The sequence below is a fragment of the Bacillus cereus group sp. Bc061 genome (assembly GCF_027715825.1).
Lineage (GTDB): Bacteria > Bacillota > Bacilli > Bacillales > Bacillaceae_G > Bacillus_A > Bacillus_A paranthracis.
Window position 1 is genome coordinate 789620 of the sequence record NZ_JAQFTZ010000001.1, and the last position, 15280, is coordinate 804899.

Consider the following 15280-nt stretch of genomic DNA (forward strand, 5'->3'; position numbering starts at 1 on the left):
AAACTGAAAGAGGGTAAGAAGTATGTGTGGTTTTGTAGGATGTTTATGTGAAAACCCTAGAGAGTTTTCAGAAACAGAAAAACATCAATTTGAAAATATGAACACGATGATTTTCCACCGTGGTCCAGATGACGAAGGATATTTTCGTGATGAGCATGTACAATTTGGCTTCCGCCGTTTAAGTATCATTGACTTAGAGGCAGGACATCAGCCGCTAACTTATGAAAATGATCGATATGTAATTATTTTTAATGGTGAAATTTACAACTATGTAGAATTACGTGAAATGTTACTTGAAAAAGGTGCAACGTTTGCAACGCAATCTGATACAGAAGTTATCATTGCATTGTATGCACATATGAAAGAAAAATGTGTAGACTACCTTCGTGGTATGTTTGCATTTATGATTTGGGATCGTGAAGAAAAGAAACTTTTCGGTGCACGTGACCACTTCGGTATTAAACCTTTATACATCGCACAACAAGGTGATACTACATTCTTCGCATCTGAGAAGAAAAGTATTATGCATGTGATGGAAGATAAAGGCGTTAATCCAACGTCTCTACAACATTACTTTACGTACCAATATGGTCCAGAGCCAGAAACATTAACAATTGATGTTAATAAAATCGAACCTGGTCATTATTTCGTAAAAGAAATCGGTAAAGAGATGGAAATCCATCGCTACTGGAAACCTTATTTCAATGCTTCAAGTGCAACGAAAGAGGAGCATATCCAAGCAATTCGTGATGTGTTATATGATTCAGTAAAAGTGCATATGCGCAGTGATGTACCAGTAGGTTCATTCTTATCTGGTGGTATCGATTCATCTATCATCGCTTCTATCGCAAGAGAAATGAATCCAAATCTTTTAACATTCTCTGTTGGTTTTGAGCAACGTGGTTTCAGTGAAGTTGATGTTGCGAAAGAAACTGCTGAGAAATTAGGTGTTAAAAACCATAACGTATTCATTTCAGCGAAAGAGTTTATGGATGAGTTCCCAAAAATCATTTGGCATATGGATGATCCTTTAGCAGATCCAGCAGCTGTACCGTTGTACTTCGTTGCAAAAGAAGCACGTAAGCATGTAACAGTTGTTCTTTCAGGCGAAGGTGCAGACGAGCTATTTGGTGGTTATAACATTTATCGTGAGCCAAACTCACTGAAAATGTTCTCTTACATTCCTAGCCCAGGTAAGAGCGTTCTAAAAGCACTAAGTGGTGCTCTTAAAGAAGGCTTTAAAGGAAAGAGCTTCCTAGAGCGTGGATGTACGCCAATTGAAGAGCGTTACTATGGAAACGCGAAAATCTTCCGTGAAGAAGAGAAAGCTGAATTAATGAAGTATTACAATGAAAGTGTTAACTATATGGATATCACGAAACCATTGTATAACGAAATTAAAGATTATGATGATGTAAGCAAAATGCAATACATTGACATGTTCACTTGGTTACGCGGTGACATTTTATTAAAAGCTGATAAAATGACAATGGCGAACTCATTAGAACTTCGCGTACCGTTCTTAGATAAAGAAGTATTCGATGTTGCATCTAAAATTCCAACTGAATTTAAGATTGCTAACGGAACTACGAAAGCTATTTTACGTGAAGCAGCACGCGGAATCGTTCCAGATCACGTATTAGATCGTAAAAAACTTGGATTCCCAGTACCAATTCGTCACTGGTTAAAAGACGAAATGCATGATTGGGCTATCAATATTATAAACGAGAGTAAAACAGAGCATTTAATCGACAAACAGTATGTATTAAACTTACTGGAAGCACATTGTGCAGATAAAGGCGATTATAGCCGTAAAATTTGGACTGTACTTGCGTTTATGGTATGGCATCAAATTTATGTTGAGCATAAATACGATACGAATAAGTTCCACGAAGAAACGAAACGTGCGTATAGCTTAGTTTAATTAGAAAAACCTTAAGATCGCATATGGTCTTAAGGTTTTTTTCATAAATAGGACGTATTATTGATACAATAATAGTAAAAGGATGGACAACATATGATTACGTTTGAAAAAGTAACTGTAGAAAATGAAAGCGTTGTTAAAGAAATGTTTTACTCACATAGTTTAAGTGAGAAACAGGTACAGTATTGTGTGAAAGTCGATGATACATATATTGGTGTAATAGATTATCGTGTTCAAGGGGAGACTGCGGTTTTATCTCAGTTAATTATTCACTCTGATTATCAAAGTTACGGTTATGGGACAAATACGTATTTTACATTTGAAATGATGATGAAAGAAAGAAATGTGAAAGAGATAAAGGTATTACAAACGGAATTAACAGAACAAGCGAAATCTTTCATAGAGAGCTTTGGATTTAATGTGGAAGACGGAATATATGTGAAGAAAATATAACGATGAGTAGTTATGCGGGATAAATATAAGGCAGGTGGGTGTATGACGATGACTTCTGGTCTTGTATTAATTGGAGGATGTTTTTTAGTAGCGGAGCTAAGCCATATGCTTATTCGAAAAAGAATGAATAAGAAGAGAAAGCCATATGAATTACAATATGCCCCAGTGTTTTTCCTTTTGTTTTGTATGCTACTTACATTACAAAACATAACGAACTTTCCACCGCTGTTAAATATTTTTTTGAAGTTTGGTTTGCTGTATAGTACCACTGGAATAGCCCTTTTATTTCTTTTATTTTGCATACGTTATATTCACTATCAATCGTATATATTTATTTTAAATTGGTTAAAACAAAATGATAGAAACCGCCTTACATAAGGCGGTTTTTTAATTTGTAATTGTAATGGCTTTGTATATAAAACTCAAAATTCCATTGAAATTTATAAAAATGATTAGAGGATTTAACATATTATCTGTTTTTAGTATGTGGTACTATATATTCTTAATCTGTAACGTAAGTGGGTGTATAAATTGGAAATGTTAATCAACTAGTTTATCTCGCTTTAATGGGCAGTAAGACCCACACCTCAAAATTCAACGAAAGCAAAGAAGTTAGATGGGGATCGGGCTGCCCATAAAAGTCCGATTGGTTAGGGCTGATTAAAGTTTCACTTTATATGAAGTGCTAAAAAATAGCAGAATTAAATTTTAGGGAGGTATCGTGTTTGTATGTTTAATATTGATATGTTATTTCTTGAATGGATGATCAGTCTGGAGGGAAGTGTACTTACAGCATTTTTTAAACTTGTATCTATTATTGCAAATGAAACATTATATTTAATTGTTATTTCAATTTCGTATTGGTGCGTTTCTAAAAGAAAAGCATTTCATATGATTGTTATGCTTTGTTTCTCTGGATATATAGGGATAGTGATAAAAGAATTTATGAAAATTCCGCGACCGTATACATACGACGGAATTCAATCTTTATATGAAAAATCAGCTGCAAGTTATTCTTTCCCAAGTACACACGTGCAGTTAGCAACAACGTTTTGGGGTTCATTTATGATTTTATGTAAAAAGAGAATCATTTGGATCATTGGTATTGTTTTTATTATATTAGTTTCTATTTCTCGTCTATATTTACGTGTACATTGGCTCAGTGATATAATAGGTGCCGTTTTATTTAGTGTCATAGTTGTTTATTTATATACGAAGGTAACAATGGGATTAAGTGATAGGAAATTTATATTGTTACAACGAATTATATTGGCTGTTTCACTCATTATGTATGTTATGACAAGCCAAGTAGATAATCTTAAATTACTAGGAGTTTTGACAGGTTCTACGATTGGTATCATGTTAGAGAATCATTTTATTAATATGAATGAAAGTAATGATTTTAAAATGCAAGTGGTAAAAACAGTATTGGGTCTTAGTATTTTGTTAGTGGTACAGCTCCTATTAAAAAAAGTCATACCTGATATGTATTATTTACGTTATGTATTGACTGGATTTACAATTACTTTCTTATGTCCATTTATGTTTCACATGTTACGAATAAAAAATGTGAGTAGCAAATAAATATAAAAATAGTTTGAATAAAAATGAGGTCTAAATTATATATATTGAAAAAGTTTTCTGATATATCTATTGACAATGTATGATATATACATTAATCTTTAAAAAGTAAATGATAATCAATTTCAACTAGGAGGACTTATGGCACGCACTAAAAATATACTTATATTTTGCGTTATGCTACTAACGATCATAATCGCAGGGTGTAGTAAAGAAGAGAAGAAAGAAAATGAGACATCAGCTAAAGCAAAAGATTCGTATACGATAAAACATGCAATGGGCGAAACGACAGTAAATGGTACGCCAAAAAGAGTTGTTGTTTTAACAAATGAGGGCGCTGAGGCACTTTTATCTGTTGGAGTAACACCAGTTGGAACTACAAAACCACGAGCTGGTGATGAATGGTATCCTCATTTAGCGAAAGAGTTAAAAAATACGAAAGTAGTAGGAACTGAGCGTGACATTAATTTAGAAGCAGTAATGAAGCTTCAGCCGGATTTAATTATCGGAAATAAAATGCGTCACGAAAAAATATACGAACAATTAAAAGAAATCGCGCCAACAGTATATGCTGAAACATTACGCGGTGATTGGAAAGAAAACTTTACACTTTATACGAAAGCTGTAAATAAAGAAAAAGAAGGGCAAAATGCTCTTAATGATTATAAAAAGCGTATTGCAGGAATAAAAGAAAAATTAGGTGATAAAGTTAACTCTAAAGTTTCTATTATTCGTTTCGTCCCTGGTGACGTTCGTATTTATCAAAAAAATTCATTCTCAGGTGTTGTATTAAATGATATTGGATTTAAACGACCACCATTACAAGATAAAGATGAATTTGCAATTAAAGGAATTACAAAAGAGCAAATTCCAAATATGGACGGGGATTATTTATTCTATTTCACATCTGATAAAGACGCGGATAAGAATAATGAAGGAAATACATTAGCAAAAGAATGGACAGAAGATCCACTCTTTAAGCAACTGCAGGCTTCTAAAGAGAATAAAGTATTCCAAGTAGATGAAGTGATTTGGAATACAGCAGGTGGTATTGTAGCTGCAAATCTTATGTTAGATGATATTGAAAAATATTTACTTCAGAAAATTGCTTCTTTTGATCGTGCATAAGTTGTACAATTAAAACAATCATGTAATAAAGGAGTGGGAATAAATGAAAGCTACTCATAAAGATTGGATTTTATTTAACGGAAGAATTGTAAATACGAAGGAAGAACAGCCAATGATTCCATTAGAGGAGAGAGGCTTTCAATTTGGTGATGGTATATACGAGGTATTCAGACTATATGATGGGAAGCCACATTTATTAGATTTACATTTAGAACGATTCTTTCATTCTATGGAAGAAATAAAATTAATTCCACCGTTTACTAAGGAAGAGTTAGTGGAAGAGTTATATCAAATGATTGAAAAAAATAAATTTCAAGAAGATGGGAATGTATATTTGCAAATATCAAGAGGGGCTCAAGCACGTAATCATGTATATGAGTCAAATATGCAACCAACATATTTCGCAAACATTGTTTCTTTTCCACGACCAATTGCTTCTATGGAACGAGGAATAAAAGTTACTGTAGAAGAGGATATACGCTGGAAGTTCTGTCATATAAAATCCTTAAACCTGCTACCTAATATTATGATTAAAAATAAAATAAACGAACAAGGCTATCAAGAAGCGATATTAGTGCGAGATGGAATTGTAACGGAAGGTTGTCATTCAAATTTCTTTATGGTGAAAAATAATAAATTGATTACACATCCGGCTGACAATTTCATTCTACACGGCATTACCCGTCACTATGTTATTACATTAGCGAAAGAGTTACATATTGAAGTAGAAGAAAGAGAATTTTCACTTCAAGAAGTATATGAGGCCGATGAATGCTTCTTCACAGCGACGCCACTTGAAATATTCCCAGTCGTTCAAATTGGTGACGAGCAGTTCGGGAACGGGGAGAGAGGAGCGATCACAAAGAAACTCCAAGTTGCATATGAAGAAAGTATTCGTTTGTTTAAAGTTACGAACTAATATTGAAGAAAAAAGCTGGTATTACTCCAGCTTTTTTTCATGATATAATTCAAACATAGGACAAGATTTGAAAACGCTGTAAAAAGGGGATTTAATGTATGAATTATGAAGATTTTAAAGAAGTAATTCACGGTAGACGAAGTGTTAGAAAGTTCACAGAACAAGAAGTATCCACTAGTGATATAAAAGAAATTATTGATTGTGCTCGTTATGCACCGAGTGATACGAACTCACAAACTTGGGAGTTCTTGGTCATTATGAATCGAGAGAAAATTAAAGAAATTGAACAAATGACATGGGATGCATTACATAAACTTGCGGCAAAAGCGGCAGAAAACGGAGAAGAGAAAGCAGGGAAATTACTTACACGTTCTTTTGGACCATATGCAACAGCTTTCTCGGAGGCACCAGTATTAATCGTATGTTTGGCAACGCCATATGAATCAAAGTTTCGTGAAAAAATATTTGATCCGATTGCTTTTGTTCCAGATTCAGTTTGGGAAGAAGAAGGAATTAAGAGCAGCTGTTTAGCGGCACAAAACTTAATGTTAGCTGCACATGCGAAGGGGCTTGGTACATGCCCAATGACAGGACCGGTATTGTTAGCTCAAGATGAACTACGACAATATTTACAAATTGAGCCTGAAAAGCAAATAAATATGGTTATATCACTCGGTTTTCCGAAAGATAAGCCGAAGAAACTTCCAAGAAAAGAAGTAGATGAGATTACAACATTTGTTTTTTAAAGCTCAAAATAAAAGGACATTGAATAAACAATGTCTTTTTATTTTGGATAGGTATGTAATTAATCTGTTAGGCTAAAATGATAGATAAGAGGGAATTACTATTTATTTCATAAAAAAAATTAATGTTCTATTAGGGAAAGTATGATACATTAATCGTGAGCAAGATTCTAGTTGTTCATGAAAGTGTTGAAAGTAGTCTTAAAATTTAAAAGTTATTTTTGTATAATAAATTATAATGAAATGACAGGGGGGATGAATTTTGAAAAAATTCATAATCACTGGATTGTCTGTATTGTTATTAGTTGGTTGCGGTGCTCCAAAGGAAAAAGAGGGTACACAATCAAAGCCTGAAGAACAAGTCGTAAACGCAAGTAATGAGAATATAGTTGTATTTCCTGAAGGCGTAATGCCAATTGGAGAAGGAAAAGTGAAAGTTATTACTCCAGACGGTACTTCTGAGAATGGTAATATACCAGCTGTATTCATTAAAAAGGATACTTTAATTCAACACGTTGAATTAGAGCTCTCTAATTTTCAAAATGATAAAGAAACATTCGTATTTGTAGATCGAGTGTTTGCAGATAAATATCAAGTAACTAGTACAACACAGACAACAGTACAATTAAAAGAAAAGACGCTTGAAACAGGTAGTCATACGATTACGGCAGTTCAGTATGAAAACAATGATCCGAAAGGAAAGGTTATTAGTTTTAATCAAGCAACATTCGAAACAAAACCAGCGTCATAAGAAGAATAAAAAGTACATTACTCAAAAAGTAGTGTACTTTTTTGTTTATACTAGAGGTTGTAATAGTGAATCACTTGTTTCGTTTTCTAATATGATTAAATTAGGAAGAGACCACTTGTTACTACTATGACAGAAAAAGCGGTTGAAGAGGTGAACTGGTGTATTTGTATCTTCTTGATTAATATGATGATGTCAGTAATTTGGTTTATGATGCAAGTTACGTTCCATTATCAAATTTATGACTTATCGATAGGGTCTATTTGTTTTACCATTGTTTAGCTATTATATGATAAACTCGGAATAAGGTAAGTTTCAGAAGAAAAATGTAGGTATTTCATTTGAAATGTCGAATAGTACATACGATGTCGTAATAACAAATTTTCTATTGTTTACTGTGAAACAGGAGAAGGAGAGATAGTAATGAAACGAGCTCTTATAAATATTGATTATACATATGATTTTGTAGCGGAAAAAGGTGCTTTAACTTGCGGAAAACCCGGTCAAGAAATTGAGAAAGAACTTGTACATATAACGAAGCGATATATCGAAAATGGAGATTACGTTGTCTTTGCTATTGATAAACATGAAGAGAATGATGTATATCATCCTGAATCAAAATTATTCCCGCCTCATAATATAGCAGGTACAAATGGAAGAAATTTGTTTGGTGAATCACAAGGTGTATATGAAACATATAAAGATGATGAGAATGTATATTACATGGATAAAACACGGTATAGTGCATTTGCAGGAACAGACTTAGAGATGAAGTTAAGAGAAAGAGGAATTGAAGAGGTTCACCTTGTAGGGGTATGTACTGATATTTGTGTTCTTCATACAGCAGTAGATGCTTATAATAAAGGGTTTAAAATTGTAGTTTATGAAAAGGCGGTTGCATCTTTTAATGCGCAAGGGCATGAATTTGCACTTGGACATTTTAAATCTTGTTTAAACGCAGAAGTGAAGTAAAAAAAGAGGCCTTTAAAAAAGGTCTCTTTTTACGTTTAAATTGAGACGAGGTTTTGCTCAATTAATTTTTTTATAAATGGGCTAATATTTTCTGGTAGCTTATCAAAATCAAAAAATTGTACACTTAATGATTCGATCCTATCAGCTTTTAGCAAGCCGCCTTTAATGTCTTTGCAAAGATATGCGATTGTTATAGGATAAAACTCATCCCCGTTTGGTAATTTTACAAAAAATTCTTTTCCAGAAAATACGCTTATTAACTGTAAGGTTCCTATTTCAATCCCTGTTTCTTCGAACACTTCTCGTCTCCCAGCTTCTTCTGTTGATTCACCAAGTTCAACGAATCCACCAGGAACACCCCAAATACCATTTCGCCTTTGTTGAAGTAATATTTGTCCTTGTTCATTGAAAACAGCTACAGCAACTCCTGCTAGATTGAGTGGTTTTGATCCGACAACTTTTCTAAGTTCTTCAATATACCCCATTGCATGTAACCTCCGTAAGAAAAAATAAGAGCAAATATACTATTCGTTGTTATGTGAATATTTTCCTCTTTATAAGAGGGAGAGAAGTCATATAACTTATTTGTTTTATTTGGTAAAATATACATCAAAAAAGGTCAAATAAAATCTTTGACCTTTTTTGACCAAGTGTTATAATAAAGGCAGAAAGAGATAATCTTTCATTCATAAATAATAAGGAGGAAAAAATATGCGTAATTTATTTCCAGAGATAACAAAACGTCAAAATGGTATTTTTGATTTTGGGCCTTCTTTATTAGAAGGGATGACAGATGCTTTCTTTAAACCGATGAACATGGATACTTTTAAAGTAGATGTTCATGAACAGTCTGATAAATATACAGTAAAAGCAGATTTACCGGGTTTTCAAAAAGAAAACATTCAAGTTGAATTTGAACAAGATGTATTAACGATTCAAGCAACTAATCATAATGAAGTAGAAGAAAAAAATGAGAATGGCATATATATTCGTAAAGAACGTTCTATAGGTTCTGTAACTCGACGCTTTAATTTTCAACGAGTTGAGGAAGAAAATGTTAAAGCAAATTATAAAGATGGCGTACTGACAATTGAATTGCCAAAATTGAAAGAAGAAAAAAACAGTAAAACAACAATTAATATCGAATAAAAGAGCTGATAAATTCAGCTCTTTTTTATCTAGTTAATGAATAAATTAGTTGAAATCGTAATGAGTAGAATAAAGTTTTAACGCTTAAAAAATTTCACGATTAGCTCCCTTTAGGTTATTAAAAAGGGTATATTTAAAGGGAAAGGAAAAGAACATCTAGACATACTGTTTAAAGTGAATTAGTAATAAAGTCAAAATACATAGTAAGGGTAGCGACGTTTTAGAGAAGATAATAGATTTTCCTAGAATAAACTGAGACGATTATGAATTTTTTAATTAGTAAGGAAGTGGTTAGATGAGTTTATTAACGTATACTGAAGAATTTTTTAATTATGTAAGAGAGTTTTTACTTTTAAGATTTTTACTATTTGCTTTCGTTCTAATCATTATTTCATTTGTCATAAACCGCATTATTGATTGGTTTTTTAGGAAATCAAGCTTTTTTGATGAAGAGGTAGAGCAAACGATTCAAAGTGTGATTCGATCTATTTTTAGATATATCATTATCATTAGTCTAATCATATATTTAATTAGCCAATTTGTAGATATAAAAAGTATCATTGCAGGTGCAGGGATAGCGGGGGTTGTTATCGGTTTTGCTGCACAACAGATGCTGAAAGATGTTATATTAGGCTTTGCGAGATTAGCGGACAAAGAGTTTCGTGTTGGCGATTTTGTTACTTTTAACGGAACAAACTCAGGAACGATTGAGGAAATTAGTATTCGTTTTATGCAAATTCGTGAATGGTCAGGAAAACTCCTTACCATACCACACGGAGAGATTAGAACGATACAAAATTTTAATAAAGGCTGGATGCGCGTAATTGAACGAATTACGGTAAGTTATCAGGAAGATCCGACAAGAGTTAAGGAATTGTTAGAGGAAGTTTGTGTGAATTGTAATGAAAAGTTGGCCCCAAGTCTTTATAAAGTAGAGGATGAAGCTGTTGAACCTTTTAAATATGTAGGTGTTACAGATTTAAATCCGAATCTGAAATACGTTGGATATGAATTTTGTATTACAGGTTTAATAAAGCCAGAAGATTATTTTGAAACTTCTAGACAAGTAAGATTTGAATTAATGTCTATGTTCCATAAGAATCAAGTGCAAATGCCAGCAGCAAATATGCTTGTTACTACTGAAAGTTTACAGCATAGCCAAGGTGGACAATCTTTATCGGATAGCTAAAGTAGAATAGTTTGGTAACGGAAATGCTGCTTTCAGCATTGGATAGAAAAATAATAATAAAATGATTGATATAAAAAAGAGCTGAAGGAATTCAGTTCTTTTTAATTTGTAGAATTTAGAAATTTCTTAATGTTATAATGATAGATGGTGATGAAAATGAACTTTGAAGAAAAAGAGATGCATCGTTTAGAGGCATTAAAAGCAATTGCTGAATTATTAAATGAAGCAACAAATTTACAAGACATGTTAGAAAAAGTGTTACATACTTTGTTACAAGTTATGAATTTACAAACAGGCTGGATCTTTTTTATTGATGAAAGTGGAAAACACCGTATGCTTGTAGATCAAAACTTACCGCCAGCTCTTACGTGGCAAGAGAAGAAGCCGATGTGTGAAGGAGATTGCTGGTGTGTAGAGCGTTTTGTAAATGGCAGATTGGAAAAAGCGACAAATATTATTGAATGCAAGCGAATAGAGGATGCGATTGAGTGTAATTGGGGAGATACTGAAGATGTTACGCACCATGCGACAATTCCATTAAGGTCCGGGTCGGAGAAGTTTGGTCTCTTAAATGTGGCCGCGCCTCAAAAAACACATTTTTCAGAGGAAGAATTAGCATTATTAGAATCAATTGCATTTCAAATAGGGACGACAATCCAACGTATTCAGCTAGTGGAAAAAGAACGTAAATATGTAGTAGTAGCTGAGCGAAATCGACTTGCACGTGATTTACACGATTCAGTAAAACAATTGTTATTTTCTATCATGTTAACCGCAAAAGGTACTCTAAATATGACGCAAGATAGAGACTTGCAAGAGATGTTGAGCTATATTGGAGAATTATCACAGGAAGCATTACAAGAGATGACACTTTTGATTTGGCAATTAAGACCGGAAGGATTAGAGAAAGGGTTAGCTGAAGCAATTAAAAATTACGGAAAGTTGTTAGGGATTCACGTGGAAGTTCGAATTGATGGAATGGTTTCAATTGGTGATGAAATAGAAGAAGTTTTATGGCGTATTAGTCAAGAAGCGATACATAATTGTAAAAAACATGCTTCATGTGAAAAGGTACATGTTCTTTTAAAAATAGAAGATAACCAGTTGTATTTTTACATAGAGGATAACGGAATAGGATTTATACAAGAGCAAGTAAGAGAGTCAGCACTCGGTTTAAAAAGTATGAAGGAACGTATTCAGTTAATGAGGGGATCATTTCAAATAAAAACGGAGCTGAAAAAGGGTACGAAAATTGAAATTCAATTGCCAGTTTGAAGGGGAGAAGAAGGTTGAAAATTAAATTACTACTAGTTGAGGATCATCATATCGTTCGAAGAGGACTTGTATTCTTTTTGAAAACGAGAGAAGAATTTGAAATTGTTGGGGAAGCAGAAAATGGAGAAGATGCGTTAACATTCGTCCAAACAAAAAGGCCAGATGTAGTATTAATGGATCTATCAATGCCGAAGATGGATGGCATCGAAGCAACAAAACAAATAAAACAATATGATGAAACGATAAAGATACTAATATTAAGCAGTTTTTCAGAGCAAGATTATGTTTTACCAGCACTTGAAGCCGGAGCAGATGGTTATCAATTAAAAGAAGTACAACCTGAGCAACTTGTAGCTTCTATTATTGCAGTACATGAAGGGAATACGAATTTTCATCCGAAAGTAACACCAGCACTATTAGGACGATCAGTAGTCAAGAAAGAAAACCCTTTTTCTATGTTAACGAAAAGAGAACAAGAAGTACTTCGTGAAATTGCGAAAGGGCGAAGTAATAAAGAAATTGCAGCAGTGCTTCATATTACAGAACAAACTGTAAAAACACATGTTTCAAATGTTTTAGCTAAATTAGAAGTAGATGATCGTACGCAAGCTGCATTGTATGCAGTGAAACATGGGGAAAATAATAATAAGTATGAATAAATGTTTCGCATAGTATGACAGAATACATAGGAGCAATTAAAATGTTATAGTTAAGTCTAATAAAGGTTTTTCTTCTTTCAATAATTAGGTACAATAAGATGAAATTTTAATCCGTGGAGGGTCTATACCCACTGATTATTAACCCACACCAATTGTTTTTTTACGGGATAAAGCTACGATGGAAGGGGAAGATATGCTATGCCTGGTACAAGAAGTGGGATTGGAAAGATTCAAGCTTCGTTAAACGGTTTATCACCGGAATTGCGAAGTATTGCTGAACATATTTTAAAACATCCACAAGATGTTGTACATAGATCTATTACTGAGTTAGCAGAAGTTACGAATAGTTCTGAGGCTACGATATTTCGCTTATGTAAACACCTCGGTTTGCAAGGATTCCAAGATTTAAAGATTACATTAGCTCGTGAAATTGTCCATACACCGATGCAAAATATTCATGAAGAAGTATCAGCAGAAGATAGTATGGTAACTGTTGCTAAAAAGTTTTTCATTCGCATATTACAGGACTACAAGATACATTGCATTTGTTAAATGATACGGCATTAGAGCAAGCTGTAAAAGCTTTGTAAGAAGCAAATCGAATCGAGTTTTACAGAAATGGTGGTTCTGGTATTATTGCGATGGATGCATATCATAAATTTATGAGAACGGGTATTTCATGTATCGCTCATACTGATTCGCATTTTCAAATTATAGGAGCTGGTTTGCTCTCGAACAATTCAGTTGTTATCGGCATTTCTCATTCTGGTAGCAATAAAGGGTTACTGGAAGCGTTAGAAGTAGCGAAAGCAAGAGGAGCTAAAATTATTGCGATTACGAGTTATCAGAAATCGGCATTAATTCAACTGGCTGATATTACATTATACACTTCAACACGTGAAACGGAATTCCGCACAGAAGCAAGTTCATCAAGATTAGCGCAGTTAAGTTTATTAGATACTTTGTACGTTGGGTTATCGTTACAACGCCAAGAAGAAACGTTGCAAAATCTACAAAGTATTCGTGAAACAATTTCGATGAAACGAATATAAAAAAGAGGCTGTCTCAAAAGGTGCTTTTTAGCCAAAATCGTATAAAAAGTGAAAGGCAGAAATGTTGATTTTATAACGTTTCTGCCTTTTCAATTTCATGTGATCTTACTTCGAAAGAGACTTATGAGACAGCCCCTTTTTTATTAGTGAATAGTTTGTTTATTTATTTATTTTCTTGTAGAAATATGAGACTTACTTATAGCCAGTGATGACTCTCATTTAAAAAAATATAAAACGATTTATACAACAATTCAAACATTGTTCATAATTTCACAATTTGTTTTTGAAGTGTCATGTTATGATGAACATGTAATGATGATTGAACATTTAAACTTGGCACAATGATTAGCCAAACTAGTGAAGACAGAAGTTGTGAGATGAACTCATGAAAAATTCTAAAACACTAAAGGGGAGATCACATATGAAAGCAGTAGTAGTTAATAAAAATAGTAAAGCAAACATTGAAATTATTGAAAAAGAATTACGTCCGTTACACTCAGGTGAAGCGCTAGTAGATGTAGAGTATTGTGGAGTTTGTCATACTGATTTACACGTTGCAAATCATGATTTTGGAAACACAGATGGCCGTATTCTTGGTCATGAGGGTATAGGTATTGTGACGAAAATCGCTGATGATGTTACGTCACTAAAGGTGGGAGACCGTGTAAGTATTGCATGGATGTTCCAATCTTGTGGACGTTGTGAATATTGCGTAACAGGTAGGGAAACATTTTGCCGTGAAGTTAAGAATGCTGGTTATTCAGTAGATGGTGGTATGGCTGAACAATGTATTGTGACAGCTGATTATGCGGTGAAAGTACCAGAAGGGTTAGATCCAGCTCAAGCATCATCAATCACATGTGCGGGTGTAACTACATATAAAGCTATAAAAGTATCCAATATTAAACCTGGCCAACCTATCGTCATCTATGGTTGTGGTGGATTAGGTAACCTAGCTATTCAATATGCTAAAAACGTATTTGGTGCAAAGGTAATTGCAGTAGATATTAATGACGATAAATTAGCCTTAGCAAAAGAGGTTGGAGCTGATATGACAATCAATCCAATTTCTCAAGGTCCTGCTGATAACATTGTTCAAGATGAGTTTGGTGGTGCTTATGCTGCTGTAGTAACAGCTGTTTCAAAAGTAGCATTCAACTCTGCAGTTGATGCAGTACGTGCTTGTGGTAAAGTCGTTGCAGTAGGTTTACCAGTAGAAACGATGGATTTAAACATTCCGCGACTTGTACTAGATGGAATTGAAGTGGTTGGCTCTCTAGTCGGTACTCGTAAGGATCTAGAAGAGGCATTTATATTCGGTGCAGAAGGAAAAGTAGTGCCTGTTGTTCAAACTTGTTCTCTAGATAAAGTACAAAGTGTATTCGAAGAAATGGAACAAGGTCGAATTCAAGGACGTATGGTAATCAATTTTAAACAGCATAATTGTGATTGCAAATAATTCACATTAAATATAAAAAATATGAGTCT

General features: G+C 33.7%; 16 protein-coding genes and 1 pseudogene. 16 read left to right on the forward strand and 1 reads right to left on the reverse strand.

Features of this window, described 5'->3' with window-relative positions:
* Positions 1–22 precede the first annotated feature (22 nt).
* The 10 genes from asnB (at position 23) to PDQ40_RS04105 (ending at position 8468) form a co-directional block, all read left to right on the forward strand.
* Positions 23–1924 (forward strand): asparagine synthase (glutamine-hydrolyzing), encoded by a 1902-nt coding sequence (gene asnB / locus PDQ40_RS04060; protein WP_000333816.1) that lies wholly within the window; start codon positions 23–25, stop codon positions 1922–1924.
* Between the two features lie 93 nt (positions 1925–2017).
* Positions 2018–2377 carry a GNAT family N-acetyltransferase gene (locus PDQ40_RS04065; protein ID WP_000627529.1) on the forward strand — a complete coding sequence of 120 codons (360 nt, stop codon included), beginning with the start codon at positions 2018–2020 and terminating at the stop codon, positions 2375–2377.
* Between the two features lie 48 nt (positions 2378–2425).
* Entirely contained in the window at positions 2426–2755 is a 330-nt protein-coding gene (locus tag PDQ40_RS04070) for a hypothetical protein (RefSeq protein ID WP_000200476.1), read from the forward strand.
* 351 nt (positions 2756–3106) lie between these two features.
* Positions 3107–3961, forward strand: coding sequence for a phosphatase PAP2 family protein (locus tag PDQ40_RS04075; protein WP_076856587.1), 855 nt, complete (start codon positions 3107–3109; stop codon positions 3959–3961).
* A gap of 138 nt (positions 3962–4099) precedes the next feature.
* Positions 4100–5086 carry an ABC transporter substrate-binding protein gene (locus tag PDQ40_RS04080; RefSeq protein ID WP_270691247.1) on the forward strand — a complete coding sequence of 329 codons (987 nt, stop codon included), beginning with the start codon at positions 4100–4102 and terminating at the stop codon, positions 5084–5086.
* Between the two features lie 43 nt (positions 5087–5129).
* Complete coding sequence (gene dat / locus PDQ40_RS04085; protein ID WP_046197516.1) at positions 5130–6005, forward strand: D-amino-acid transaminase; 876 nt, start codon at positions 5130–5132, stop codon at positions 6003–6005.
* A gap of 98 nt (positions 6006–6103) precedes the next feature.
* The gene (locus PDQ40_RS04090) at positions 6104–6751 is read left to right on the forward strand and encodes a nitroreductase family protein (protein ID WP_001105300.1); all 648 of its coding nucleotides are present in this window, start codon (positions 6104–6106) and stop codon (positions 6749–6751) included.
* Positions 6752–7010: 259 nt separating this feature from the next.
* Positions 7011–7499 (forward strand): hypothetical protein, encoded by a 489-nt coding sequence (locus PDQ40_RS04095; protein WP_000713490.1) that lies wholly within the window; start codon positions 7011–7013, stop codon positions 7497–7499.
* A gap of 126 nt (positions 7500–7625) precedes the next feature.
* A complete protein-coding gene (locus PDQ40_RS04100; RefSeq protein ID WP_168770395.1) occupies positions 7626–7778 on the forward strand; it encodes a hypothetical protein in 153 nt (50 codons plus the stop codon).
* A 141-nt stretch (positions 7779–7919) separates the two neighbouring features.
* Positions 7920–8468: a cysteine hydrolase family protein gene (locus PDQ40_RS04105; protein ID WP_214328856.1), complete on the forward strand. Its 549-nt coding sequence runs from the start codon at positions 7920–7922 to the stop codon at positions 8466–8468.
* Positions 8469–8503: 35 nt separating this feature from the next.
* On the opposite strand, the gene PDQ40_RS04110 is transcribed toward PDQ40_RS04105, so the two are convergent.
* Positions 8504–8953, reverse strand: coding sequence for an NUDIX hydrolase (locus PDQ40_RS04110; protein ID WP_103141584.1), 450 nt, complete (start codon positions 8951–8953; stop codon positions 8504–8506).
* 226 nt (positions 8954–9179) lie between these two features.
* Here PDQ40_RS04110 and PDQ40_RS04115 point away from each other — a divergent pair, with 226 nt between their 5' ends.
* The 6 genes and pseudogenes from PDQ40_RS04115 to adhP all read left to right on the forward strand — a co-directional run bounded on the left by PDQ40_RS04115 (position 9180) and on the right by adhP (position 15251).
* Positions 9180–9617, forward strand: a complete 438-nt coding sequence (locus PDQ40_RS04115; RefSeq protein WP_001245061.1) for an Hsp20/alpha crystallin family protein — start codon at positions 9180–9182, stop codon at positions 9615–9617.
* Between the two features lie 295 nt (positions 9618–9912).
* Positions 9913–10806: a mechanosensitive ion channel family protein gene (locus tag PDQ40_RS04120; RefSeq protein WP_074541327.1), complete on the forward strand. Its 894-nt coding sequence runs from the start codon at positions 9913–9915 to the stop codon at positions 10804–10806.
* Positions 10807–10983: 177 nt separating this feature from the next.
* Positions 10984–12081: a sensor histidine kinase gene (locus tag PDQ40_RS04125; RefSeq protein WP_142385787.1), complete on the forward strand. Its 1098-nt coding sequence runs from the start codon at positions 10984–10986 to the stop codon at positions 12079–12081.
* Positions 12082–12095: 14 nt separating this feature from the next.
* Complete coding sequence (locus PDQ40_RS04130; protein ID WP_000694640.1) at positions 12096–12740, forward strand: response regulator; 645 nt, start codon at positions 12096–12098, stop codon at positions 12738–12740.
* A gap of 198 nt (positions 12741–12938) precedes the next feature.
* Positions 12939–13792 (forward strand): annotated as a pseudogene (locus PDQ40_RS04135) (MurR/RpiR family transcriptional regulator).
* A gap of 421 nt (positions 13793–14213) precedes the next feature.
* Complete coding sequence (adhP, locus tag PDQ40_RS04140; RefSeq protein WP_000649107.1) at positions 14214–15251, forward strand: alcohol dehydrogenase AdhP; 1038 nt, start codon at positions 14214–14216, stop codon at positions 15249–15251.
* Positions 15252–15280 lie beyond the last annotated feature (29 nt).

Bases quoted from the DNA above. Each gene is read 5' to 3' on its own strand.
- adhP (WP_000649107.1), top strand. From the start codon at position 14,214: ATGAAAGCAGTAGTAGTTAATAAAAATAGTAAAGCAAACATTGAAATT.
- PDQ40_RS04115 (WP_001245061.1), top strand. From the start codon at position 9,180: ATGCGTAATTTATTTCCAGAGATAACAAAACGTCAAAATGGTATTTTT.
- PDQ40_RS04120 (WP_074541327.1), top strand. From the start codon at position 9,913: ATGAGTTTATTAACGTATACTGAAGAATTTTTTAATTATGTAAGAGAG.
- PDQ40_RS04105 (WP_214328856.1), top strand. From the start codon at position 7,920: ATGAAACGAGCTCTTATAAATATTGATTATACATATGATTTTGTAGCG.
- PDQ40_RS04125 (WP_142385787.1), top strand. From the start codon at position 10,984: ATGCATCGTTTAGAGGCATTAAAAGCAATTGCTGAATTATTAAATGAA.
- PDQ40_RS04070 (WP_000200476.1), top strand. From the start codon at position 2,426: ATGACTTCTGGTCTTGTATTAATTGGAGGATGTTTTTTAGTAGCGGAG.
- PDQ40_RS04090 (WP_001105300.1), top strand. From the start codon at position 6,104: ATGAATTATGAAGATTTTAAAGAAGTAATTCACGGTAGACGAAGTGTT.
- PDQ40_RS04080 (WP_270691247.1), top strand. From the start codon at position 4,100: ATGGCACGCACTAAAAATATACTTATATTTTGCGTTATGCTACTAACG.
- PDQ40_RS04100 (WP_168770395.1), top strand. From the start codon at position 7,626: ATGACAGAAAAAGCGGTTGAAGAGGTGAACTGGTGTATTTGTATCTTC.
- asnB (WP_000333816.1), top strand. From the start codon at position 23: ATGTGTGGTTTTGTAGGATGTTTATGTGAAAACCCTAGAGAGTTTTCA.
- PDQ40_RS04065 (WP_000627529.1), top strand. From the start codon at position 2,018: ATGATTACGTTTGAAAAAGTAACTGTAGAAAATGAAAGCGTTGTTAAA.
- PDQ40_RS04110 (WP_103141584.1), bottom strand. From the start codon at position 8,953: ATGGGGTATATTGAAGAACTTAGAAAAGTTGTCGGATCAAAACCACTC.
- dat (WP_046197516.1), top strand. From the start codon at position 5,130: ATGAAAGCTACTCATAAAGATTGGATTTTATTTAACGGAAGAATTGTA.
- PDQ40_RS04075 (WP_076856587.1), top strand. From the start codon at position 3,107: ATGTTTAATATTGATATGTTATTTCTTGAATGGATGATCAGTCTGGAG.